Here is a 22,091-nt window from a genome sequence, read left to right on the forward strand (position 1 = left end):
GGCGGTTTTCCCGGGGGAAGCACATAGCGCTTTCCCTGGGAATTGCGTCAAACAAAGAGATGGAGCGGTTCTGCGTTTCCGTGAAACGATGAACCGGTCCAGGGGCAAAAAAAGCAAGACGGAGTGGGACATGAAATCGCTTGGCAGCATCCGCAGGGATTTCGCGCCATGGAATGATCCGAACGCCAAGCCATATATTCAATTCGACAATGTCACCAAGAAGTTTGGCGACTTTACCGCCGTCAACAATCTGTCGCTGACCATCTTCGAGCGCGAGTTTTTCGCACTGCTCGGCGCCTCGGGTTGCGGCAAGTCGACCTTGCTGCGAATGCTGGCCGGCTTCGAGGAGCCGACCGCCGGTCGCATCTTGCTCGACGGCCAGGATCTGCGTGGCATCCCGCCCTACCGGCGGCCCGTCAACATGATGTTCCAGTCCTATGCGTTGTTCCCGCATATGACGGTCGAGAACAACATCGCCTTCGGCCTCAAGCAGGACGGCATGCCGAAGCCCGAGATCGAGTCGCGCGTTGCCGAGATGCTGAAGCTGGTCAAGCTCGAGCAGTTCGCCAAGCGCAAGCCGCACCAATTGTCCGGCGGCCAGCGCCAGCGCGTCGCGCTTGCCCGCTCGGTCGCCAAGCGGCCGAAGGTGCTGCTGCTCGATGAGCCGCTCGGCGCGCTCGACAAGAAGCTACGCGAGGAGACCCAGTTCGAGCTGATGGACCTGCAGCAGAATCTCGGTCTCACCTTTGTCGTCGTCACCCACGACCAGGAAGAGGCGATGACCATGGCCGACCGCATCGCCATCATCGACAAGGGCGAGGTGATGCAGGTGGCAACGCCGGCCGAGGTCTATGAATCACCCAGCTCGCGCTTTGTCGCTCACTTCGTCGGCAACGTGAACATGTTCGAGGGCAAGGTTGCCGAGCAGACTGCCAGGACGACCCGCATCGCGGGCGCTACCGGAGCCCAGATCGTCGTTGACAATGCCGTCAATACCACCGCGGGCGCCAACATCGTCTTCGCCATCCGGCCGGAGAAGATCAGGATTTCGTCGAAGAAGCCCGCCGATGCGGTCAATGCGCTTGAAGGCGAAGTCTACGACATCGCCTATCTCGGCGACATGACCGTTTATCATGTCAGGCTGGACGACGGGCAGATGGTGCGGGCCAGCACGATGAACGCGGCACGCATCACCGAGGACCCGCTGAGCTGGAACGATCGGGCCTGGGTTTCTTTCCGGCCCGATGCCGGCGTTGTGCTGACGCGGTAGGGGGCAGTCATGTCGAATGCCGCTGTCACTGTCGCAACAGCCTCTTCAGACACCAGCAAATCTTTCCTGGCCCGGCTGGGCGCTGCCTTCGTTGGCCGCCTGGTCATCATCATTCCGTATGTCTGGCTGCTGTTTTTCTTCCTCATTCCGTTCGTCATCGTCTTCAAGATCTCGCTGTCGCAGACGGCGATCGCCATTCCGCCCTATACGCCGGCACTGGATTTCAGCGGCGGCATTTCTGGGTTTCTTGCACAGCTGAAACAGCTCAGCGTCGACAACTACACCTGGCTGACGCAGGACGCGCTCTACTTCAACGCCTATGTGACCAGCGTCATCATCGCCGCAATCTCGACGGTCCTGACATTGGTCGTCGGCTATCCGATCGCCTATGGCATGGCGCGTGCCCCGGCAACGATCCGCCCAACCTTGCTGATGCTGGTGATCCTGCCGTTCTGGACCTCCTTCCTGATCCGCGTCTACGCCTGGATCGGCATCCTGAAGCCCGAAGGGCTGCTCAATCAGTTGCTGCTCGCCACCGGCGTCATCCACCAGCCGCTGATCATTCTCAACACCTACACGGCGATCTTCATCGGCATCGTCTATTCCTATTTGCCGTTCATGGTGCTGCCGCTCTATTCGGCCCTTGAGAAGATGGATTATTCGCTGATCGAGGCGGCAAAGGATCTCGGCTGTCCGCCGACCAGCGCCTTCTGGAAAATCACCTTCCCGCTGTCGCTGCCCGGCGTCATCGCCGGTTGCCTGCTGGTGTTCATTCCCGCCGTTGGCGAGTTCGTCATTCCCGACCTGCTCGGCGGCTCGCAGACGCTGATGATCGGCAAGACGCTGTGGAACGAGTTCTTCGCCAACCGCGACTGGCCGGTGTCGTCCGCCGTCGCCGTCATCCTGCTCTTGCTGCTGATCGTGCCGATCATGCTCTTCCAGCGAGCGCAGGCGCGCGCTCAGGAAATGGATCGGTGACATCATGAACACCACCTGGAGCCGCTTCAACATCACCTCGATCGTGCTCGGTTTTGCCTTTCTTTACCTGCCGATCGTCCTGCTCATCGTCTTCTCTTTCAACGAGTCCAAACTGGTCACCGTCTGGGGCGGCTTCTCGACCAAATGGTACGTTTCGCTGTTCCACAACCAGGGCCTCATGGATGCGACCTGGGTTACGGCGCGCGTTGGCCTGATCTCGGCCACCGTGGCAACCGTGCTCGGCACGCTGGCGGCACTTACCCTGACGCGCTACACGCGCTTCAGGGGCAGGGTGCTGTTTTCCGGCATGGTGTTTGCGCCGCTGGTCATGCCGGAAGTCATCACCGGCCTGTCGCTGCTCCTGCTCTTCGTCGCCGTCGGTCTCGACCGCGGCTTCCTCACCGTGACGCTTGCCCACATCACGCTGACCATGTGCTTCGTTGCCGTTGTCGTTCAGTCGCGCCTGATCACCTTCGATCGCTCGCTGGAAGAAGCGGCGATGGATCTGGGCGCGACGCCGGTGAAGACCTTCTTCCAGATCACGCTGCCGGTCATCATGCCGGCGATCGTGTCAGGCTGGATGCTGGCCTTCACTCTGTCGCTCGACGATCTGGTCATCGCCAGCTTCACCTCCGGGCCTGGCGCCACCACCTTGCCAATGAAGATCTACAGCCAGGTCCGTCTCGGTGTGACGCCGGAGATCAACGCCGCCTGCACCATTCTGATTGCTGTTGTTGCCATTGGCGTCATCATCGCCTCGCTCGCCAACAAGCGCCGTGAGGTTCAGCGCCAACTCGACGAACAGGCCGCACAGCGTGGCTGATGGGTAAGTCCCTGAGAGGTGGTTGCCTACTCGCCTGAAACGCCGCGGCTGATCGGCGAGATGAACGGCGTGCTCCAGGTGCCCCCGACGAAGAACGAGGACTGGTTGGGGCCTTGTGCATTTGTCGGCGTCGCGGCCTTGTCGGCCTGGGTGATGCCGCCGGAGAGCGCCAGTCCGCGGCCGGCATAGGAGGCGATGCCGGAAAGCCAGATCTTGTACTTCGCCGAATTGGCCTCGGCCTTGTCGAGCCTGGCAACGCCCTTGGAGATGCTGGCCTTGAGCTCGGCGCCGTCGATCGGCAGCGTTCCGTCGGCGACATCGTCGAGCGCGAAGAACCCGCCTTGCTCCGAGTGTTTGAGAAAAGCCTGAAGGTTGAGGCCGCTGAGGGCACCCGGACCGAACGTTGCCGAGACCGAGCCGTCGGCGTTTTCGAAGATGGAGCTCCAGGATTTGCCCGGCCCCTTGAGGATGACCGAGACGGTTCCGGTGCTGGCCGGCACCAGCCGCGTCATCCCCGCCGCGGTGCCGAAAGCGCCGCCATCGATATCGGAAGCCAAAAGCCGGATCTCGACCTGTGTGCCCTCAGGCTTGCGGTCGAAACGAAGGCTACTCTGGATGTTGCCGCCAAAAGCCGACGCATCGGAGATGTCGAAGACTGCAAGGCCGTTCTTGACCTGGGCGGTGGCGGCGACGTCGGCAAGCTGGATGGAACCCGCGGTGGCGTGCGCCGCAGACAGTCTGAGATCGAGATTGATCCGGTCGGCAAAGCTGCTGTCGATTTCGCCAGGACCGGTTTCTCCGGCCGGCGCCAGCGGCGTGAAGGCGGAGAGAAACGACCTGAGGTCCAGCGTATCGAAGGCGAGTGTACCGGAGATCACGGGCAGCGCTTCGCCGAAGGAGAAATCCAGCGCGCCCATGCCTGGATTGTTGTCCAGCGCCACCGCGGTGTTTTCGAATTTGATGCGGCCGGCCGTCGCCGTCACCTTGCTCGAGACCGAGACGGAGCCAATTGCGGCACCCGGCGCGATGCCGGCCTGCGACCATTCCAGCACACGCCTGAGCGACGGGGCTGAAAATTTGGCCTGGCCGTCGAAATAGCCATTTTCGGACATGCTGGCGACGCCATCGAACGAAAAGCTGACAGGTGCTGCCTTGAAGGAAAGCGTGATCGGCGCAGCGCCCCCGGCAAACAGCACCAGGGGCTTGGGTGAGGCGACATCGACCGCGACGCTTTCGCCGCGCCAGATCCCGGTTGCCGTCAGCGTCGCATTGCTGTTCATCGCCGCCCAGCTCGCCTGGCCGGTCAGGCTGCTCAGGATTTCATCGTCCTTGCCGCCAACGGAGGCCACCATGCGGCCGTCCCTGAACTCCACGATGCCGAACGGATCGGTCGGCAGCTTGCTCAGATCCGGCGTCGCCGGATCGGCGTTGACCACGCCGCGAGCGGTGTCGATTGAGCGCGTGATACGCCCGCCGGACGGTATGGCAGGCAGGAAGAATCCGTTTGCCATGCGCTGAACCCTGATCGTCGGCCGCACCAGCCGCGCCGTTGAAAACACCACGTCGCCGCGCAGTGCCGCCATGGCGGAAAGGTCGACCTCGACTCGCTCGGCCTCGATCACCGGCGGCGCGTCGGTCTCCGTCCATTGCGACAGCGTCACGTCGGTCAGGATGGCGCGGAATTTCGGCCACACTTCGATGCGCGGCGCGCCATCGATGGTGACCCTGAACCCGCTCCACGCGCTCATCTCCCAGGCGATGCGGTCGCGCACGATACGGGTCGAGGCAATGAGCGGCAGGGCGGCGACGACCAGCGCGATGACGAGCACGGCAACGCCGATCGCCCATACCCCGCGCCGGATCAAAGGTGTTGGCATATCGCCCCGTATGCTTCCATTCCGACAAAAATCGCCCGACGGGTGTAACCCACGGCTGACGCATTTCAAGTCTTTATGGCCCGGCGATGGCATTTGCGCACATCCAACTCAGCCAACCGAACAAAATCTTGCTCTGCTGCACCGCAATATGCATAAGCGGTGCGAGCCTTGCGCCTATCAAAAGTCTTCATCTCAGACCTGATACGAGGCTGCGCGACGGTTTTGGGACAGCGATTTGCATGAAGCAGAGTTTAAAGCGCGTGGCGTAAATCCCTTCAAATGCGGCGTGCTTTAAGGAGGAACGATCATGGTTGCCGACGCCCCCCTCTGGGCCCCTACACAAGACCGGATTGATGCGGCGCCGTTAACCGCCTTCATGAAGTCAGCGGCGACCAGGTCAGGCGCGGATTTCGCTTCCTACGCCGAACTCCACCGCTGGTCGGTCGAGGACCGCGAGAGTTTCTGGAGCCTGGTCTGGGACTTCTGCGGCATTGTCGGCGAAAAGGGCGAGCGCGTGGTCGTCGATGGCGACAAGATGCCCGGCGCTTCGTTCTTTCCCGACGCCACCCTGAACTTCGCCGAGAACCTTCTGAAGAAGACCGGCTCGGGCGACGCAATCGTCTTTCACGGCGAGGACAAGGTCGAGCGCCGGCTGTCCTGGAACGAACTGCATGCGCTGACGTCGCGCCTGCAACAGCTTTTCCTGTCGCTCGGCGTCAAAAAGGGCGACCGCGTCGCCGCCATGATACCCAATATGCCGGAAGCCGTCGCCGCCATGCTGGCGACAGCCTCGATTGGCGCGGTCTGGTCGTCATGCTCCCCCGATTTCGGCGAGCAGGGCGTTCTCGACCGTTTTGGCCAGATCGAGCCGGTCGTCTTCATCGCCCCGGACGGCTACTGGTACAATGGCAAGGCCATCGAAGTCGCCGACAAGGTCGCTGCTGTGGCGACGAAACTTGGCACCGTTCGCAAGATCCTGATCGTCGACTATCTCGGCACCTCTGCCGATGTCGCCGCGACGATCGACAAGGCGGATGCTCTCGATGAGGCTTTGTCTCCCTTCGCCGCAAAGCCCGTTACTTTCGAACGATTGCCGTTTGCGCACCCGCTCTACATCCTGTTTTCGTCTGGCACGACCGGCATTCCCAAATGCATCGTTCATTCGGCCGGCGGCACGCTGATCCAGCATGTCAAGGAACACCGGCTGCACGCCGGTCTCACCGACGGCGATCGCTTCTTCTACTTCACCACTTGCGGCTGGATGATGTGGAACTGGCTGGTGTCTGGGCTGGCTTCAGGAGCGACGCTGCTGCTCTATGATGGCTCACCCTTCTACCCCGACGGCAACGTGCTGTTCGACTTCGCCGATGCCGAGAAGATGAATTTCTTCGGCACCTCGGCCAAGTTCATCGATTCCGTGCGCAAGGCCGGTCTCAAGCCGATCCGCACCCATGATCTGTCCACAGTTCGGGCGATTTCCTCCACCGGGTCACCCTTGTCGCCCGAGGATTTCCGCTTCGTCTATGACGGCATCAAGAAGGATGTCCACCTGGCCTCGGTCTCCGGCGGCACCGATATCGTCTCCTGTTTCGTGCTCGGCGTGCCGATTGAACCGGTGTGGACCGGCGAGATCCAGGGACCGGGTCTCGGCCTTGCCGTCGATGTCTGGGACGATGACGGCAAGCCGGTCAGGCAAGAGAAGGGCGAGCTGGTCTGCGCAAAGGCGTTTCCCGCGATGCCGATCGGCTTCTGGAACGACCCCGAAGGCAAGAAGTACAGCGCGGCCTATTTCGAGCGCTTCGACAATGTCTGGTGTCATGGCGATTTCGCCGAATGGACCGGCCATGGCGGCATGATCATTCACGGCCGTTCCGATGCGACGCTCAATCCGGGCGGCGTGCGCATCGGCACGGCGGAGATCTACAACCAGGTCGAGCAGATGCCCGAGATTCTGGAGGCGCTTTGCATCGGCCAGGATTTCGACAATGACGTCCGGGTCGTGCTGTTCGTGCGGCTGGCCGCCGGCGTGCAGCTGGATGCCGAACTGGAAAAACGCATCCGCGCGAAAATCCGCACCGGAGCGAGCCCCCGTCACGTGCCGGCAAAGATCGTCACTGTGTCAGACATTCCACGCACCAAATCGGGTAAGATCACCGAGCTTGCGGTGCGCGACGTCGTGCATGGCCGCGCCATCAAGAACAAAGAGGCGCTCGCCAATCCCGAAGCGCTGGAGCTGTTCAAGAACCTGCCGCAGCTTGCCGACTGAGAAGGCATCCCGAGCCGAAGTTTCTTATTTGCCCCGATCTTTCCCGACCCGAAGATCAGCGCAGCCAGGACCGGATACCGCGTTTTGCTGCCCTTACCTTCGGTTCTGGATGATGGCCAAAACCCAAGCGCGCCGACATGCCCTGGTCGGCGACGAGTTCGGCTCCACTGAACGCCGCACTTTGATCCGACAGCAGGAAAACAGCAGTCGCCGCGACCTGCGGCACGGTGTTGTATGTCCCTGTCGCTTGCCCCGCGTTGAAATGGCGTTCGGCCGCGGGATCCTTCGCCGATATCTCGGCGATGGCTTCAGTCCGGGTCAGGCCGGGACAGAGCGCATTGACGCGGATCTGGTGCGTACCAAGGCTCCAGGCCATGGCTCTCGTCATCGAAACAACGGCGCCTTTGGTAGCCGCATACATCTCATAGCCGGCAAGCGTGGCGCCTGCGTGGTTCGAGGCGATGTTGACAATCGAGCCGCCGCGCCGGGCCTTGATCATCAGCCGGGCGACGTGCTGCGAGACAAGGAAGACAGAGCGCTGGTTGACCTGCCAGAGCCGGTCCAGGTCGCCAAGCGGCATATCGAGAAACGGCGTCTGTATGGTGACGCCGGCATTGTTCACCACCCCATCCGGAGAACCGTATCGCTGCGCGATCACATCCGCCATCGCGGCGATGCTCTCCGGCGATGCGACATCGACCTGCAGGAATTCGGCGCCGGCGCGTTCGACAGCGTCGCGGTGCTCGGCGAGCAGGGTCGCTCCGACCACTGTGGCGCCGGCTTCGACACAGGCCTGCGCGATGCCGAGACCGATACCGGCACCAGCGCCGGTAACGACGATAATCTTGCTGGAAAGTGATTGCGTGGACACTTCACAGCTCCTGCGGTGATGCCATCTTTCGCTGAAACAGCAGGACCAGCACGAGCGGCGGCGGCAGGCCGAGTACAGCACGGGCATGGTTAACAAAATATGTCGGTGGAATTTACCTAGATTTCACGAGTGGTACACTTTCGTAAACTTTCCATCGCGCTGGTAAGGAGTTGTTAAGGGCCGGCGTCGATAGTCGCACGTAACTTGAGGGAGAAATCCCGTTCCTCAAAATCCCCTGAGGATCTGAATTCGCTCAAGCCCCCGTTGTGACAGCAATCCAATTACTTAAGGCGTCCTCTTGGACGCCTTTTCTTTTGCCGGACCGGGCTGCGCAAGCGCAGGGCTCTAGTCCGCGAGCACGCGGGTTGAGGGAAAGCCGACTTCGACCAGGGTTCCTTCGCCAGGCGTCGAGGTGATGGTGAAGCGGGCCCGGTTCGCCTCGACCATCGCCTTGGTCAGCGGCAGTCCGAGACCCGTGCCGTCGCCGCGCCCGCGCTTCAGCGCGTTGATCTGCTTGAACGGCTTCAGCGCCTGCTCGATCTCGGCCTGGCTCATGCCGATGCCGGTGTCGCGCACGCGCATGACGACATCGCCGGAGGTCTCATAGGCGGTCGAGACGATCACCTGGCCGCCGGCTTGCGTGTAGCGGATGGCGTTCGACAGGATGTTGAGGGCGATCTGGCGCACGCTGCGCAGATCAGCCACCACTTCCGGCAGTCGCGACGCGAAGCTGGAGCGGATGATGACGCGTTCGCGGTTGGCCTGCGGCTGCATCATCGCCACCGTTTCGCCCAGCGTGTCGTTGAGCGACACCGCTTCGTAATCCATCTCCTGCTGGCCAGCCTCGATCTTCGAGATGTCGAGCAGGTCGTTGACCAGGTCGAGCACATGGTTGCCCGACCGGTTGATGTCGCGCAGATAATCGCGGTAGCGGTCATTGGCCACCGGCCCGAATTTCTCGTCCACCATCAGTTCGGAAAAGCCGATGATGGCGTTGAGCGGCGTGCGAATCTCGTGGCTGATGCGCGCCAGAAAATCAGTCTTCTGCGACGAGGCGCGCTCGGCCACCGCGCGCGCCTGGGTCAAATCCTCTTCGGCTCGCTTCCACTGCGTGATGTCGCGCACCACGGCGCAGAAGCCGCTGTCGTTGGGCAGCCTGCCGATGGTCATGAACAGGGGAATGAAGCGCCCCTGCGCCTCGCGTCCGATCACCTCGCGGCCGTCATTCATGACGCTCGCCACGCCGGGCTCAGAAAGCCCGCTGAGATAGTCGCGCGCCGCGCGCTGGCTTTCGATGGCAAACAGCGAGGCGAAGGGCTTGCCGGTCACCTCGTCGCTGTCGAAGCCGAACAGCGCTTCCGCCGGGCGGCTGATCGAGCGGATCGTGCCGTCGCGGCCGATCAGCACGACGCCGTCGGTGGCGGTGTCGATAATGGTGCGCATTTCGGCAATGCGCGACTTCAGCTCCGAAATGTCGGGCTGTGTCGGCGCGTCGTCAACACCATGCGCAACCGCCGCATCGTCATCGCCGGAGCGGCGCACGACCAGCATCAGCGCCTTGCCGCCGCGCCACGGAACCGAGCGCAGGATGGCCTCGATCGGAAACTCCTGCCCGTCGCGCGTCTTCAGCCGCAGCGCGTGATCGCTTCCCTCGGTAGCGCTGTCGTCGGTGTAGGGATCGGCAAACAATGCGCCGAGGCCACCGGCATCGCTGAGGTCCTCGATCGTGTCGTAGTCGGTCAGGCTGAGGAATTCCTCATTCGCATAATGCAGCTCGTCGCCGGAATGGATGAGCAAGGGGACGGGCAGTTTGCCAAGGATCGAGGTATCCGGGGCCTTGGTCTCGTCTCCCGCCGAAAACGCCGAGGGCATGAACCCTTCAAGCCTGAGCGGCGGCACTTTGAGGCGCGGCCGCTCGACGGGAGCAGTTTCCATAGTCCCAGCCGCAGCGCCTGAAGCGGCTTCGTCGTCGGGTTGCGCCCAATCCTCGTCATCTTCCGCGTCGCGGAAGTCGGCTGAAGTCATGCTATCGTCGTCTTCGGCAGCGCCGGCTGTTTTGCCCGCATCGGCTGTCGCGGATGCCTCGGTGGGCTGCGCGTCCGCCGCGACGGGGTCGGCACTCGCTTGCGTCACCGCCGCTTCGCCCGGTTCGGAAACCGGCGCCCGGTTGCCATCTTTGGTGGCTTCGTCTGTCCGGTCGGCATAGTTGAGCAGGGAGCCCGAGACCGCAGACACAGATTGCTTGGCAGGGCTCTCTTGAACAGGCTTGTCTGGCTGCTCGCCATCGAGCCGCGCCAGATCCTTCTCGTCTTCGGCATCGGTTTCAGGCGGCTCGGCTGCGGCTACTTCGCTTTCAGGGCCGGTTGCCGGCCTTTTACCGGTATCGACCTTGGCGGTGTGTTTCAACGTCGGCTCGTCAGCCTTGGCGGCCGCAGAGGCCACATCTTCGACAGCCGCTTCAGCCGGCCTTCCGGCATAGGGCTTCTCGGCAGCTGGCTGTTCAGCCACAGGCTGCTCGGCCTCGGCTGAGCTGTCTTTCTTGAGCCGCTCACCGATCTCGCGGAACGCGCTGCGCTCCAGCGTCGACAGGCCCCTCTCACTTGCCGGCTGCTTGTCATTGGCCGGTTGCCGATGCTCGGCCAACCGGATCACCTTGTCGGCGAAGCGGCGTTCCTGTTTCGGCACGATGGTTAGCGCCGGCACCTCGCCTTTGAACGGGTCGGCTGGCTGGGACACCTCAGCCACGGTCTCTTCGACCGCAGGCTCCGTCGCTGCTTTTGTCTCGCCATTGGGGACCAGCGCCATGCCGATGGCTTCCGGATCGATCACCGCGTCACTGGCGCGGGCGACGCCGAAACCGCGAAAACCTTCAAAGGCGCGGCTGCGGCCGTAGACGGGCAGCGCCGCCAGATCGACCGGTATCTTCAGATCGGTGCCGGCAACCGGCCATAGCACCGAGCGCCCGGACCAGGTGTCCCGCCGTTCGAGCAGGCCGGCGATCTCGCCGGAGGCATCGAGGCCGAAGGTCGTCGCCACATCCTTGAAGCGGCGGCCGATCACGTCGGCGGCGGGCTTGCCGACGATGTCGGCGAATTCGGGCGACAGGGTGCTGAACTTGCCTTCGGCATCGGTGCGCCAGACAAAGCGCAGCGGCGGCGCCGAACGGTCAATCGACCGGGCGGGACGTTCCGCCGGGGCGGCGGCCTGAGGGGCGTCCTGTTTCGCGCCTACCGGCGCAGCCACAGTTTCAAGAGGTCGGCTCGGCTGCTTCGCGTCGTCCTCGCCGGCGTTGAAATACCAATGATCATGTTGCGCCGGGCTGGCCACCGGGTCACTTGCCGCCGCTTGCGGTCCGGTCGAATCGGCGGTTTCCGACGATGCCGGGATCAGTTCGGCGACTTCAGGGGCAGCCTCTGTTGCCACCTCCACCGTCGGGGCTGTCGGCTCATTGTCCTGAGCTGTTTCCGGCTGACCAACGACATCGTCCGCCACCCCACCGGTGATGGCTTCCGCCTCAGTGGCAGGCTCGACAGGGCTTTCGTCATCAAGCTGGTCTTCGTCGATCACCACCAGCAAGTGCCGCGTATCGGTCAGCTTGGCGAAGCCGGCCGGATAGGAACCAGCGCCGCCTGGAACCAGGCGCTTGACGATGCGGTCGTTCTCAGCGGTCACGTCGGCGACAAGCGCGGCCAGCGTCTGCGGCAGAATCCCGAGTGCAGAGAACCCATCCGAAGCCGCCTCGACGGCGCCCGAAGCATCGACAAAGGCGATGAAGTGTCCGTGTTCGGTAAAGCCACTGATGGCGCGCGCGGCAGTCTCGGCCGCGCTGCGTGAGCCGGTCTGCGCCACCGGCACCACCAGCATGATCGCGCTTTCGCCATCCGGCATCGTCGCCGCACTGGCGAGGAAGCCTACGGCGTTGCTGGTCATGCCTGTCGCCAGCCGGACTGTGATCGAACGATCGTGGCCGATCTCTGGAAAACCGCTGGTCGCCATGATCTGGCGCCGGGCAATCAGCGGCAGCCGCGCCGAGGCGCCGATGATGGCCTCAATGTCGGGATAGCCGAACACCGCAGCGCCCGGTCCGTTGGCCCAGATCACCTGTTCGAGGTCTGCCGACAATATGGCGATCGCGTCGCCGGCGGCAAAGCGCTGGCGCACCGCGTCGAGCACCGCGACGTCGAGGAAAGAGTAGTTTTCGGACGGCATGCGCTTGGCGGACCCTTACAGAGCGGGCAATTTGCAGTTAACGCTTTGTTAATAAAAGCCGGCGGGGCGAAGGTCCACAAGCCATAACGTGCAGCGCTCGGAATCTGGGCGTTTGGTTAACGCCCCGAAGAATTTTATGGTGCACTGCAACAAAGATATTGCAACGCACAAAAAAACCTATATATTGCCATCATACATGAACGAGACGGCTTTCTGTCAAAGCCGCCGCTGCCGAAAAGGATGGAAAATGTCCAGGACCAAGACTGCCGACACGATCGAAAACGTTGAATTCCCGAGCTTTGACGCTTCCAAGGCCACCGACCAGATGCGCGCTTTCGCCGAAAAGGGCGTCGAGCAGTCGAAGGAAGCCTATGCCAAGCTGAAGACCGGCGCCGAGGAGACCCAGAAGGCACTGGAGTCCACCTTCGAAACCGCCAAGACCGTTTCCAGCGACCTGTCGCTCAAGACCATCGCCGCTTTCCGCGCTAACGCCGAAGCCGGCTTCTCGCATCTCGAAGCCCTGATCGGCGCCAAGTCGCTGTCGGAAGTCGTCGAGCTGCAGACCGCCTTCCTGCGCAAGCGCGTCGAGGCTACCGTCGAGCAGGCCAAGGAATTCCAGGCCGTTGCTTCCAAGGCCGCCGAGGACGTCTCCAAGCCGGTCAAGACCGCCTTCGAGAAGGCGCTGAAGGAAATCAAGGCCGCCTAATAATTGCGCATGGTCTGATGATGCAACAAAAGGTCGCATTTCGTCAGACAAATAGATGTGCAATTAATTTGGTCAAGTGAATACCCGGCGAGTGGAACCTCCTCCCTCTGCTCCCCGGGGTGACCAGCCAGCACCTCCTCCCGCTGGCTCGTAACAGGAAAAGGCCGGCACCTCCTCCCGCCGGCCTTTTTCTTTGCCTGCTGAAAAAGCGGGTGATGAAAATCGCCGCCTGTCCGCAGAACCAGCTTTGCCTTATCAAAGGCCTTGAATTAGACTCTGATAGACCGTATTGGACGCATCGCCGAACGACAGAGCGGATCTCGGAGAATGAATTTTTCACCACGATCTGGCTCAGGCAAATGTGCCGTTGTAGCTCAGATGGTTAGAGCGCCGGATTGTGGATCCGGAGGTCGCTGGTTCGATCCCAGCCAACGGTACCATTGGCTTGTCCTGTAAGCCATTGATTTTTATAATGAATTTCACATATCTCGCCGTGTTTCTCGCATCATTCTACTCATCTGTGTGTTACCTATTGTGATACTTATCAAATAGGTTCGGCCTCTTCTCCGCCTTGATGGCACCCATCACACGTAGCTCAAGCCTTCTGGTTTCGAAAGACCTTGCAACGATGCGTGCGGCAATCGGCGGCAACGACGTGTAATTGGGCGGGTCGTGACCCGAAGCGGACGCTCGTTTCGCAACAAGCTGACGGCAGTAATGCGCCGCATGGTACTAGAGCCGTTCACGTTTTGACGGAAGCGTAGCCGGCGTTTTCGAAGTAGTTCCTACATTCGGCTGCCTCGATGGTTTCGACGAGGTGGCCGATGTGGCGCCAAGTGTCCTCGACGGTGCGCTTCTGAGCTTGGCGCATCCAGTGTTTGATCTTGGCGAAGGCCTGCTCGATCGGATTGAGATCCGGCGAGTAGGGCGGCAGGTACCAGAGCCTGGCGCCGGCAGCCTTGATCATCTGCCTGATGGCCGCCGACTTATGACTTCCGAGATTATCCATGACGACGATGTCGCCAGGCTTCAGCACAGTGATGAGCTGCTGCTCGACATAAGCGCGGAAGCATTGGCCGTTGATTGGTCCGTCGAAGACGCAAGGTGCCGCGAGCCGATCCCAGCGCAGTGCGCCGAGGAAGGTCAGCGTGCGCCAGTGACCGTGCGGAGCCAAGCCGCGCAGCCGCTTGCCTTTCGGCCCCCAACCGCGCAGCGGAGCCATGTTGGTCTTGATCCAGGTCTCGTCGATGAAGACCAGGCACTGCGGATCGAGGCCGGTCTGCCAAGATCGCCATCGCTGACGCCTGCGGGCAATATCAGCGCGCGCCTGCTCAAGGGCGAACAGTGTTTTTTTTGAAGCTCAGGCCCTCGCGGCGCAGGAACATCCAGACCGTATTGTGCGAGACTTGGATCCCGCGCGCATCCAACTCGTCCTTCAGCCGATGCAGCGTCAGATCAGAGGTCTGATTGATCCGCTCAACGATGAAGGCCCGATGCGGCTCCAGAACACGCTTGCGGTGTCCGCCCATCTTGCCCGGTGCCACCGAACCAGTCGCGCGATAGCGCTGCGACCACTTCACCACAGAGGAAACTGCAACACCAAAGCGCGATGCCACTGCTCGGCAGTTCTCACCAGCGCCAACTGCCTCAACAACACGCTCACGAAGATCGTTTGAAAGGGCTCGCGTCATCAGATGCTGGCCTCCAATCCAGCCAGCATCTTGAATCACAAACAACCTTCTTTGGGAATCCTACGATTCTCTCAAAAAAGGAAACGCTCTAGCGGACGTTGAGCTTCCAATGTCCGAAATCGTGAGTTGACCCGATCCGGTCGTCGGATCCCCTCACGGGAAAGAACCTCCTCGTTCCATCAAAGACATATGGCGGCCGAGCGCAGTTTCCTTTTCGATAGCACCTTTCAAAAACGGATGCAGAACCCAACGACGCAGGCTATGTTGCCCCGTCGGGCCTACGTCATCGAAGGGGAGGGCATGACATGCAGGCAATGCCGATAGTGCATCAAGCCGAGCAACCCGTGGTCGCCCCCATTTCCGCCGTGACCGGCTATCCGGCCGCCGTCCTGTGCTGGCTGCTTTCGGCTGGGGTCTACATCGCGGCCCAAATGGGTGGCGCCTGAAATGCCGCCCTGGGGCCTCTGCTTCTGGCGGCTGACGCTTGCTTGCGCCATCCTGTTGCCAATTGTGCACCGTCATCACGACGCGATGATCGGGCTTTTGCGAACGCGCGCCGTGGAGGTCGTCGCCGTGGGGGCGATCGGCCTCACGCTGTGCCAAGGTATGATCTACCATGGCCTCAACGACACCGACGCCACCACGGCCGGCATCATCATGGCGCTGTCGCCTGTCATGACGATGGTGCTCGCCCGTTTCGTGCTTGGCGAGCCGCTCGGCCTGTGGAAGTCGATTGGCGCGCTGGTTGCGCTCGCCGGGATGATTTTCATCGTTGCCCATGGGAACCTGACGGCGCTGCTGCAACTCAAGTTCAACGCCGGCGAACTGTGGATCGTCGGCAGCGCGTTCTGCTGGGGCCTGTACACCGTGCTTTTGCGCCGTGCCAAATTCGGCATCGAACTCCTGCCAATGGTCGTGCTGCTGCTCGGCGCCGGTGCGCTGGTCGCCTTGCCTTTCCATTTGTGGGAATTGTTCAACGACGAACGCTCCGCCATGGACGTCCACAGCATTCTCGCGCTCGCCTATCTGGCAGGTCCCGGCGGCGCCTTGATGTACTATCTCTACAACAAAAGCGTGGAAACGCTCGGCGCGAGCCGGGCGAGCATGCTGCTCTACCTGCAGACGGTGTTCGTGGCTATGCTCGCCTATCTGCTGCTCGCCGAGGACTTGCACGATTACGATCTGGTCGGTGCGGCCTTCATCGTCGCCGGCATCGTACTCGCCACCGTGGTCAAACCCAGGCCAGCTCAACCACGCGTCGCATAGAGATCTTGCGAGTGACGGCGGGGCCGTTAGCGCTTGGCTGACCGATGTCGGCTTTTGGTGGACGGCGATAGCCGATCGAATGGCCGGGATAGGGCGCTGAGCTGACATTCAACTGGAGTCATTGTTATCGGGTTCGCCAGACCGTACGAGATCATACGAAGGATATGGCTTGGCGAACCACCCGCTAACTGTTTGTTTTTGTTGAGAAGTCGACGTCCCTCCGGGCCCACCATTATCGTTATTTATCAATGGCTTACCGACCGGTTCGCCACGAGGTTCGCCAATCAGCGGCTTGCGTCGCTATGCTGACTCGGCCGAAGCGCGGGCGCCACCGGATCGCCCCACGGCGAAAATTCGCGAATAAGTAACTTATGCGATCAGCCCGTACTGCCGTGCCTTGTTCCGCAAGAACGGCAGACCATTGCCCATCACCACCGCTTCACTCTCGGCCACTGGACGCCACACGCTGAGACCAAACGCCAGAAGCGGATCCATGTTGATGAAGCTCTCCATCGCGAGCCCCCCCTTGAAACCGATCGCCGCCAGCGTCGCGAACGTTTCATCCCAATTGCAATTACCCTCACCCGGGGTGCCGCGATCAGACTCGGAGAGATGGATATATTTGAGATAATCGCGGGCTACGATAATACCGTTGCCCATACCCTTTTCCTCGATATTCATGTGGTAGGTGTCAAGGTGCACGAACATATTGTCGGCGCCGACTCGTTCGATTAGAGCCACCGCCTGCGCCGCAGTATTGATGATGTGGTTCTCATAGCGGTTCACGGCTTCGACACCGAGTTCGATCCCTCGAGACTTGGCTTGCGCGGCCGCGACCGTCATCACTTTCGCGATGTTATCCAGTTCGTCTTGCGTCGGTGGCACGCCGGTGCGCTCGCCGATGCCGCCATAGATTACGCCGCATAGCGCCTGGGCTCCGATATCGGCCGTCTTGTCGATAGCCACCTTGAGAAAGTCGATCGCTTCCTGCGGATGGCGAGATGCCCACGCATATTCGGGAAGCCCGAGCGAGCACACTGCCTGCATGCCATTTGCCGCCAGCAGCTTGCGGGTGTGATCGGCATCGCAAGAAAATGGATCGGCCAGTGAAATTTCGATGAAATCGAGATCGTATTTCTTGACCGCCGCTACAGTGTGCTCGGCGCCCTCTACGGACCAACCGCTCGTCCACATGCTCGTATGAACGCCAAAACCCTTCATCGTGTTATCCTCATGAAATTGAGCTGCCCGGCAGCCCACCGCAAGATCATGACGCCGATCAGCATGATGCCCCAAATGGCCGTGGCCAGATGCTGACTGGCGCCCAAGAGATTCAGTCCCGAAGAAAGCAACTGCAAAACGATGAGGGCGAGGAAGACCGAAACGACCTTGCCGAAGCCGCCGAACGGGTTCACCCCGCCCAAGAAGCAGGCAAGCACAGTAATCAGCACGTAGGACTCGCCATGGCCGACTCGGACTGAATTGAACCGTGCCATCATGATAATTCCGGCCAGCGCACACATGGCGCCAGACAGCGCGTAGATCAGAATGATGACCCGTCGCGTCGAGATGCCGGAATAGCGCGTCGCTTCGATGTTGGACCCGACCATGTAGTTTGCAAAACCAAGCTTGGTTCGGGTCATCAAGATATGCCAGACGACGACTGCGCCGAGCAGTATCAGCAGCGGGACAGGAATGCCGACGACGCTGCCGTGACCGAGCGGCTGGATGAATTCGGGAAAGCCCGAAATATCTGCGCCGCGGGTCAGGAACTCGCCAAGGCCGCGCAGGAAAATCATCACCGAGAGCGAAACGAGGATGGGGTGCGCGCCGGTATAGGCGATCACCGGACCCATGACCAAGCCGCTTGCGGTGCCAACACCGACTGCAAGCACCGAACCGAGTAGAAAGGCATAGATGCTTGCGTCAGGTCCTCCGTTGGCCTGAAGGACCCAGGCGAGCGTGAGGCCGCAGAGATTGGCCGTAAACGTCACGGCGAGATTGATGCCGCCCGAGATGATTGGCATCAACATAGCGAGCGTAAGCAGTCCAAGTTCAGGCAACTGGAAGGCTACCGATTCAAAAGTAGCTTTGGACAGGAACCGCGGAGAGAGAGACCCGAAGAATCCAATCACCAAAATCAATGCTAGCAAAAGTCCAATATTCTCGGCGCCCAGCTTGCCGGCGAGACGGCGCAAGAATCCATGCCGTAGCGCTGCAGTTTCGAGCACGCGCTGGGTCATGTGCCCATTCTCTGCCGCAGGCTGGCCAGAATGTGCCCGAGCGGCGCATTGGACAGCGTGATGGCGATCAGAATGATCGCCCCGACGATCATCTTGAAAGCATAGGGCGAGATGCCGAGGAGGTTCAGCCCGTTTTGCGTCACTGACACAAGAAACACCCCAAGGATGCAACCAAGCACGGTGCCGCGCCCGCCACCCAGTCTGGCACCGCCGAGGACTACGGCTGCGAGCACGTCCAGTTCGCGACCCACCAGCGCGTTGGGCACGACTTCCTGGGAATAGTGCACCTGCACAAGTCCAGCGATTCCTGCCATCAAACCAAGCCAGCCGAAGGCAATGAAGTGCATTGCCGCGATGTTGATACCGAGGCGACGGGCGCCCTCCGGGTTGTCGCCAAAGGCGTATAGCTGCCGTCCGGTGGTCGTATACCGGATAAGCCCCCAGGTCGCGGCGACGCAGACCGCCATGATCGCAACCGGCAGGGTTAGCTCGGCCCAATTGCCATTCGCCTGTTGGAACTCGAAAAGCACAGTGCGATGCGTCCACCAGGCCGGCAGATTGTAGATCGATACACCATGCGTGAAGAACATCAGCAGGCCGAAAAAGATATTGAAGGTAGCGATGGTGACAACGATGGAAATGATCTGGAAATAGTAGATGAGGGCGGCGTTTATCGCACCCAGGGCTATCCCGACAATTGCCGCCAAGGTGAGGCCGATGAACCAATCGCCACCGCCTATTTGGGCAAGAGCCAGCGCCACGACGTATTGAACCACTGACGCGGCCACAGCGAAGGAAATGTCGATGCCCCCCGCGATCAACACCACCAGCAGCCCAACCGCGAAGATCAGGTTTGTCGAGCTTGTGTTGAGCAGGTTGAAGAGATTGGCGATGGTGAAGAATTTGTCGCTCGCAAGGGAGAGACCTGCGCTCATGATGAGAAGAACCACAATGAGCCATGTCTCGGTGGGATGAGCCCGGAAGAGCTTGCCGCGGTTATGCATAGACGGCAGCTTCCAGGTCACCGAGCGAGACGGCGTGCGGATCGTATTCGGCGACTATCTTGCCCGCGGCCATATGAAGGATACGATCGGCGTTGAAATAGACTTCCGGTACTTCATCGGATATCAGCAGAATAGCCAGGCCTTTGGCAGCGAGCTTGGCGACAATCTCGAAGATGCCGGCACGCGCGCCAACGTCTACCCCCACGGTTGGCGAATCAAGAATGATCAGCTTCAGGCCGACCGCCAGCCATTTGGCGATGGCCACCCGTTGCTGATTGCCGCCCGAGAGCGTGGAAATCGCATCGGTCTGCCGCCCGATTTTTATCGCCAGTTCCTCGATCCAATGATTGACGAGCGCATCCTTCTTCTCTGAGGAGATCAGCCCGCGATCAAGGATCTTGTCGAGCACCGGGATAACGGCGTTGTCGGCGATCGACTGCGGCTGGATGAGACCAAGGGACAGCCGGTCTTCGGAGAGGTAGCCAATCCCTGCGCGGATTGCGTCGCGGTTGGAGTTCAGATGAAGAACCGCCCCGTTGAGTGAGATGCTGCCGCGATCCGGGCGCAGCATGCCGAAAATCGAAAGCGCGAGTTCTGTGCGACCGGCGCCGAGTAGTCCGGTCAGGCCAAGCGTTTCACCGCGCCGTATTGTCAGAGACACGTCGTCATAGTCGCCTGCGCGGGTCAATCGATCGATCTTCAATACAACCGGTGAACCGCTCAGGTTTCTTGTGCTCACGGTTCGGTCAAACGTCTTGCCGGTCATCAGTTCCGTGAGGCGTGACTGGGTCATTCCGGCGGTCGCAAACACCCCGACGACCTTTCCGTCGCGCAGAACGGTGACGCGGCTCGAAATCTCCAGAACTTCTGCGAGGCGGTGGCTGACAAAGACGATGGCCATGCCTTCGTCGCAGAGGGTTCGAACGATGGCGAGCAACCGGTCTGTTTCCGATTGAGTAAGCGACGATGTCGGCTCATCCATGAAGATGACCTTCGCATCGCCGGCCAGCGCCCGGGCGATGGCGACGATCTGACGTTGGGCGATGGCGAAGCTACGCAGGGGCGCGTCGACATTGAGGTCGGCCCCAAGCCGCGCCAACAGCCCTCGCGCCACCTCGCGAATGCGCGAATGATCGACGAGCCGAGGCATGTTGCCGAGCACAGTTCTGATCCCGATATTTTCAGCGACTGTCATTTCAGGAAACAGTGCGAGGTCCTGCCAGATGACCTCCACCCCGGCGCTGCGCGCCGCAGCCGGCGACATGATGTCGACGGACTTGCCGGCGATCGACATGTTTGCGCCGGCTAGCGGCTGACAAACGCCGGTGATTACCTTGATCAGGGTGCTCTTGCCGCTGCCGTTCTCACCGGCGATGCATTGCACTTCGCCCGGGAGAACCTCGAAGGCGACATTCTGGAGGGCTCTAACGCCACCAAATGTAACGCTTATGTTGCTAAACGACAGAACCGATGGGAGGTCCTGCGTCGTAGATGCGACAAGGCTCACGGCAGGCCCTTCTGAAATGACAAGGATGGGGCGTGCCGGGATCGATCTGCCACCCCGGCACGCCAGCCATGGTCCGCCATCTAAAGCCCTAGGGCCGCAAGACCATCGACCGTTTCGACCGTGATAGGCTGCACAGCGTCCACGATGATGGTGCCGGTTTTGAAGTCAGGGTGAACGACACCCAGACCCTCGATCGTCATGCCGTCGGTGATTTCACCGCCGCCCGCCAGAAAATCAGCCATCGTTACGAATACTTTGCCTGCTTCCAGAGGATTCCACATATAGCCGCCATCGATAATGCCGGACTTGAGCATGGCGCTGCCTTGGCTAGGCGAGAATGATCCGACAAGAACAACCTTGTCACCCAGCTTCTGCTCCTCGATCGCGCGTCCGGCGCCGATCGGTCCCTGGCTGCCGAACGTCAGGAAGCCGCCGAGATCCGGGTTGGCGGCAAGCACGTCCAGAGCCGTCTTCCGGCTGTCATCGGCGCTTTCGGCGACGCCGTATCTGTCGCCAACCATTTGCATGTCGGGAAAGTTCTTCTTCAGATAGGCGATTGCAGCATCGGCCCAGGCATTGTGTGCGGGTACGGTAAGAGAACCTACGTACACGACATACTTGCCCTTGCCGCCCATTTTCTCGGCAAACAGCTTGGCATGAGCCTCACCGAAGCCAACGGACGAGACCATCTCGAAGTCCCAATCAGCGTTCACCTGGTCTGGCGATTCATGAGTTATGACCTTGATGCCCGTGTCGCGCGCCTTTTTTAGCACTGGCTCGAGAACGTTTGCATCATTCGGCACAACGCCAATTACGTTGACGCCCTGAGCTATCAGGTCTTCGATCGCGCGGACCTGAAGTGCCGGATCGGCGCTGGTCGGCCCGACCATGAAGCCGTCGTCACCAAGCTCTTTCGACTTTTCCTTTATTCCCGTTTCCATAGCATTGAACCAAGGAATACCGCCGATCTTCACGACGACTCCAACCTTGACGTCCTTTGCCAGCGCAGCATCCATTGCGACGACCGAAAGGGCTGCGCCGAACGCTGCCACGAGTATAGTTTTTGCGAACATTTAGTTCCTCCCTGATTGACGAGTTTTTGGGCTTTGTTTGGCCCGCCGCTTTGTGCCCGACGGCATTGACGCACTCGGCGCCGCATTCCTCCCAGAACGCGCCATAAAAGACCCTGAATGCCGGCCGGTCAAGGTGCTAAATAGATTTAGCAAGGGCTATCCGACCACCAGCGTCAAAAAAACATTTCTCGATTGATGTAAACGATCTGCCCTACCGCAATCAGGCTGCACCCGCGGAAACGACCTGCGATGCCCGCGAGCCTTGGGTAGAGGCGGTGCTGCCAGATCCGAAGCACTGATGAACGGA

Annotated in this window: 14 protein-coding genes, 1 tRNA gene and 1 pseudogene; 7 read left to right on the forward strand and 9 right to left on the reverse strand. The window is 60.9% G+C overall.

From position 1 onward, the window contains the following. Positions 1 to 130 precede the first annotated feature (130 nt). Genes AC1DX6_RS05830 through AC1DX6_RS05840 form a run of 3 tightly spaced genes read left to right on the forward strand, consistent with a single transcriptional unit; the run spans position 131 to position 3,071 of the window. The gene (locus AC1DX6_RS05830; protein ID WP_477311757.1) at positions 131 to 1,270 is read left to right on the forward strand and encodes an ABC transporter ATP-binding protein; all 1,140 of its coding nucleotides are present in this window, start codon (positions 131 to 133) and stop codon (positions 1,268 to 1,270) included. Between the two features lie 9 nt (positions 1,271 to 1,279). Then, positions 1,280 to 2,248, forward strand: coding sequence for an ABC transporter permease subunit (locus AC1DX6_RS05835; RefSeq protein ID WP_477311758.1), 969 nt, complete (start codon positions 1,280 to 1,282; stop codon positions 2,246 to 2,248). Positions 2,249 to 2,252: 4 nt separating this feature from the next. After that, positions 2,253 to 3,071 carry an ABC transporter permease gene (locus AC1DX6_RS05840; RefSeq protein WP_056583301.1) on the forward strand — a complete coding sequence of 273 codons (819 nt, stop codon included), beginning with the start codon at positions 2,253 to 2,255 and terminating at the stop codon, positions 3,069 to 3,071. Positions 3,072 to 3,097: 26 nt separating this feature from the next. Here the strand turns inward: AC1DX6_RS05840 and AC1DX6_RS05845 are convergent, their stop codons facing one another. Further along, positions 3,098 to 4,948, reverse strand: coding sequence for an AsmA family protein (locus AC1DX6_RS05845; protein WP_477311759.1), 1,851 nt, complete (start codon positions 4,946 to 4,948; stop codon positions 3,098 to 3,100). Between the two features lie 307 nt (positions 4,949 to 5,255). On the opposite strand from AC1DX6_RS05845, the gene AC1DX6_RS05850 reads away from it, so the two are divergent. Continuing rightward, positions 5,256 to 7,214: an acetoacetate--CoA ligase gene (locus AC1DX6_RS05850; RefSeq protein ID WP_477311760.1), complete on the forward strand. Its 1,959-nt coding sequence runs from the start codon at positions 5,256 to 5,258 to the stop codon at positions 7,212 to 7,214. 55 nt (positions 7,215 to 7,269) lie between these two features. Here the strand turns inward: AC1DX6_RS05850 and AC1DX6_RS05855 are convergent, their stop codons facing one another. Together AC1DX6_RS05855 and AC1DX6_RS05860 are read right to left on the reverse strand one after the other, a co-directional pair. After that, positions 7,270 to 8,085 (reverse strand): SDR family NAD(P)-dependent oxidoreductase, encoded by an 816-nt coding sequence (locus AC1DX6_RS05855; RefSeq protein ID WP_477311761.1) that lies wholly within the window; start codon positions 8,083 to 8,085, stop codon positions 7,270 to 7,272. Between the two features lie 345 nt (positions 8,086 to 8,430). Further along, entirely contained in the window at positions 8,431 to 12,294 is a 3,864-nt protein-coding gene (locus AC1DX6_RS05860; RefSeq protein WP_477311762.1) for a PAS domain S-box protein, read from the reverse strand. A gap of 247 nt (positions 12,295 to 12,541) precedes the next feature. Between AC1DX6_RS05860 and AC1DX6_RS05865 the strand changes: the two genes are divergently transcribed. Together AC1DX6_RS05865 and AC1DX6_RS05870 are read left to right on the forward strand one after the other, a co-directional pair. Further along, positions 12,542 to 13,000, forward strand: coding sequence for a phasin (locus AC1DX6_RS05865; protein WP_477311763.1), 459 nt, complete (start codon positions 12,542 to 12,544; stop codon positions 12,998 to 13,000). A 363-nt stretch (positions 13,001 to 13,363) separates the two neighbouring features. Further along, a tRNA-His gene (locus AC1DX6_RS05870) sits at positions 13,364 to 13,440 on the forward strand. A 302-nt stretch (positions 13,441 to 13,742) separates the two neighbouring features. On the opposite strand, the gene AC1DX6_RS05875 is transcribed toward AC1DX6_RS05870, so the two are convergent. Next, positions 13,743 to 14,691 (reverse strand): IS630 family transposase gene (locus AC1DX6_RS05875; RefSeq protein WP_477311764.1). Its coding sequence is split into 2 segments (ribosomal slippage): positions 13,743 to 14,354 and positions 14,356 to 14,691, totalling 948 coding nucleotides; the frame shifts between segments, so codons are not numbered across the junction. Between the two features lie 305 nt (positions 14,692 to 14,996). On the opposite strand from AC1DX6_RS05875, the pseudogene AC1DX6_RS05880 reads away from it, so the two are divergent. Beyond that, positions 14,997 to 15,957, forward strand: a pseudogene (locus tag AC1DX6_RS05880) (DMT family transporter). 369 nt (positions 15,958 to 16,326) lie between these two features. On the opposite strand, the gene AC1DX6_RS05885 reads toward AC1DX6_RS05880, so the two are convergent. The 5 genes from AC1DX6_RS05885 to AC1DX6_RS05905 all read right to left on the reverse strand — a co-directional run bounded on the left by AC1DX6_RS05885 (position 16,327) and on the right by AC1DX6_RS05905 (position 21,784). After that, on the reverse strand, positions 16,327 to 17,178 hold the full coding sequence (locus AC1DX6_RS05885; protein ID WP_477311765.1) for a sugar phosphate isomerase/epimerase family protein: 852 nt from the start codon (positions 17,176 to 17,178) through the stop codon (positions 16,327 to 16,329). Continuing rightward, positions 17,175 to 18,200 (reverse strand): ABC transporter permease, encoded by a 1,026-nt coding sequence (locus tag AC1DX6_RS05890; RefSeq protein WP_477311766.1) that lies wholly within the window; start codon positions 18,198 to 18,200, stop codon positions 17,175 to 17,177. The genes AC1DX6_RS05885 and AC1DX6_RS05890 overlap by 4 nt, the downstream gene beginning before the upstream one ends. Then, positions 18,197 to 19,204 carry an ABC transporter permease gene (locus tag AC1DX6_RS05895; RefSeq protein ID WP_477311767.1) on the reverse strand — a complete coding sequence of 336 codons (1,008 nt, stop codon included), beginning with the start codon at positions 19,202 to 19,204 and terminating at the stop codon, positions 18,197 to 18,199. The genes AC1DX6_RS05890 and AC1DX6_RS05895 overlap by 4 nt, the downstream gene beginning before the upstream one ends. Next, positions 19,197 to 20,711 (reverse strand): sugar ABC transporter ATP-binding protein, encoded by a 1,515-nt coding sequence (locus AC1DX6_RS05900; protein ID WP_477311768.1) that lies wholly within the window; start codon positions 20,709 to 20,711, stop codon positions 19,197 to 19,199. The genes AC1DX6_RS05895 and AC1DX6_RS05900 overlap by 8 nt, the downstream gene beginning before the upstream one ends. Before the next feature lie 80 nt (positions 20,712 to 20,791). Continuing rightward, positions 20,792 to 21,784 carry a substrate-binding domain-containing protein gene (locus tag AC1DX6_RS05905; protein ID WP_477272464.1) on the reverse strand — a complete coding sequence of 331 codons (993 nt, stop codon included), beginning with the start codon at positions 21,782 to 21,784 and terminating at the stop codon, positions 20,792 to 20,794. Between the last annotated feature and the right edge of the window lie 307 nt (positions 21,785 to 22,091).

The sequence above is a fragment of the Mesorhizobium sp. P2_C4 genome (genome assembly GCF_056404575.1).

Excerpts from the sequence above, each read along its gene's own strand:
- AC1DX6_RS05830 (WP_477311757.1), top strand. The coding sequence starts at position 131 with ATGAAATCGCTTGGCAGCATCCGCAGGGATTTCGCGCCATGGAATGAT.
- AC1DX6_RS05835 (WP_477311758.1), top strand. The coding sequence starts at position 1,280 with ATGTCGAATGCCGCTGTCACTGTCGCAACAGCCTCTTCAGACACCAGC.
- AC1DX6_RS05840 (WP_056583301.1), top strand. The coding sequence starts at position 2,253 with ATGAACACCACCTGGAGCCGCTTCAACATCACCTCGATCGTGCTCGGT.
- AC1DX6_RS05845 (WP_477311759.1), bottom strand. The coding sequence starts at position 4,948 with ATGCCAACACCTTTGATCCGGCGCGGGGTATGGGCGATCGGCGTTGCC.
- AC1DX6_RS05850 (WP_477311760.1), top strand. The coding sequence starts at position 5,256 with ATGGTTGCCGACGCCCCCCTCTGGGCCCCTACACAAGACCGGATTGAT.
- AC1DX6_RS05860 (WP_477311762.1), bottom strand. The coding sequence starts at position 12,294 with ATGCCGTCCGAAAACTACTCTTTCCTCGACGTCGCGGTGCTCGACGCG.
- AC1DX6_RS05865 (WP_477311763.1), top strand. The coding sequence starts at position 12,542 with ATGTCCAGGACCAAGACTGCCGACACGATCGAAAACGTTGAATTCCCG.
- AC1DX6_RS05885 (WP_477311765.1), bottom strand. The coding sequence starts at position 17,178 with ATGAAGGGTTTTGGCGTTCATACGAGCATGTGGACGAGCGGTTGGTCC.
- AC1DX6_RS05890 (WP_477311766.1), bottom strand. The coding sequence starts at position 18,200 with ATGACCCAGCGCGTGCTCGAAACTGCAGCGCTACGGCATGGATTCTTG.
- AC1DX6_RS05895 (WP_477311767.1), bottom strand. The coding sequence starts at position 19,204 with ATGCATAACCGCGGCAAGCTCTTCCGGGCTCATCCCACCGAGACATGG.
- AC1DX6_RS05905 (WP_477272464.1), bottom strand. The coding sequence starts at position 21,784 with ATGTTCGCAAAAACTATACTCGTGGCAGCGTTCGGCGCAGCCCTTTCG.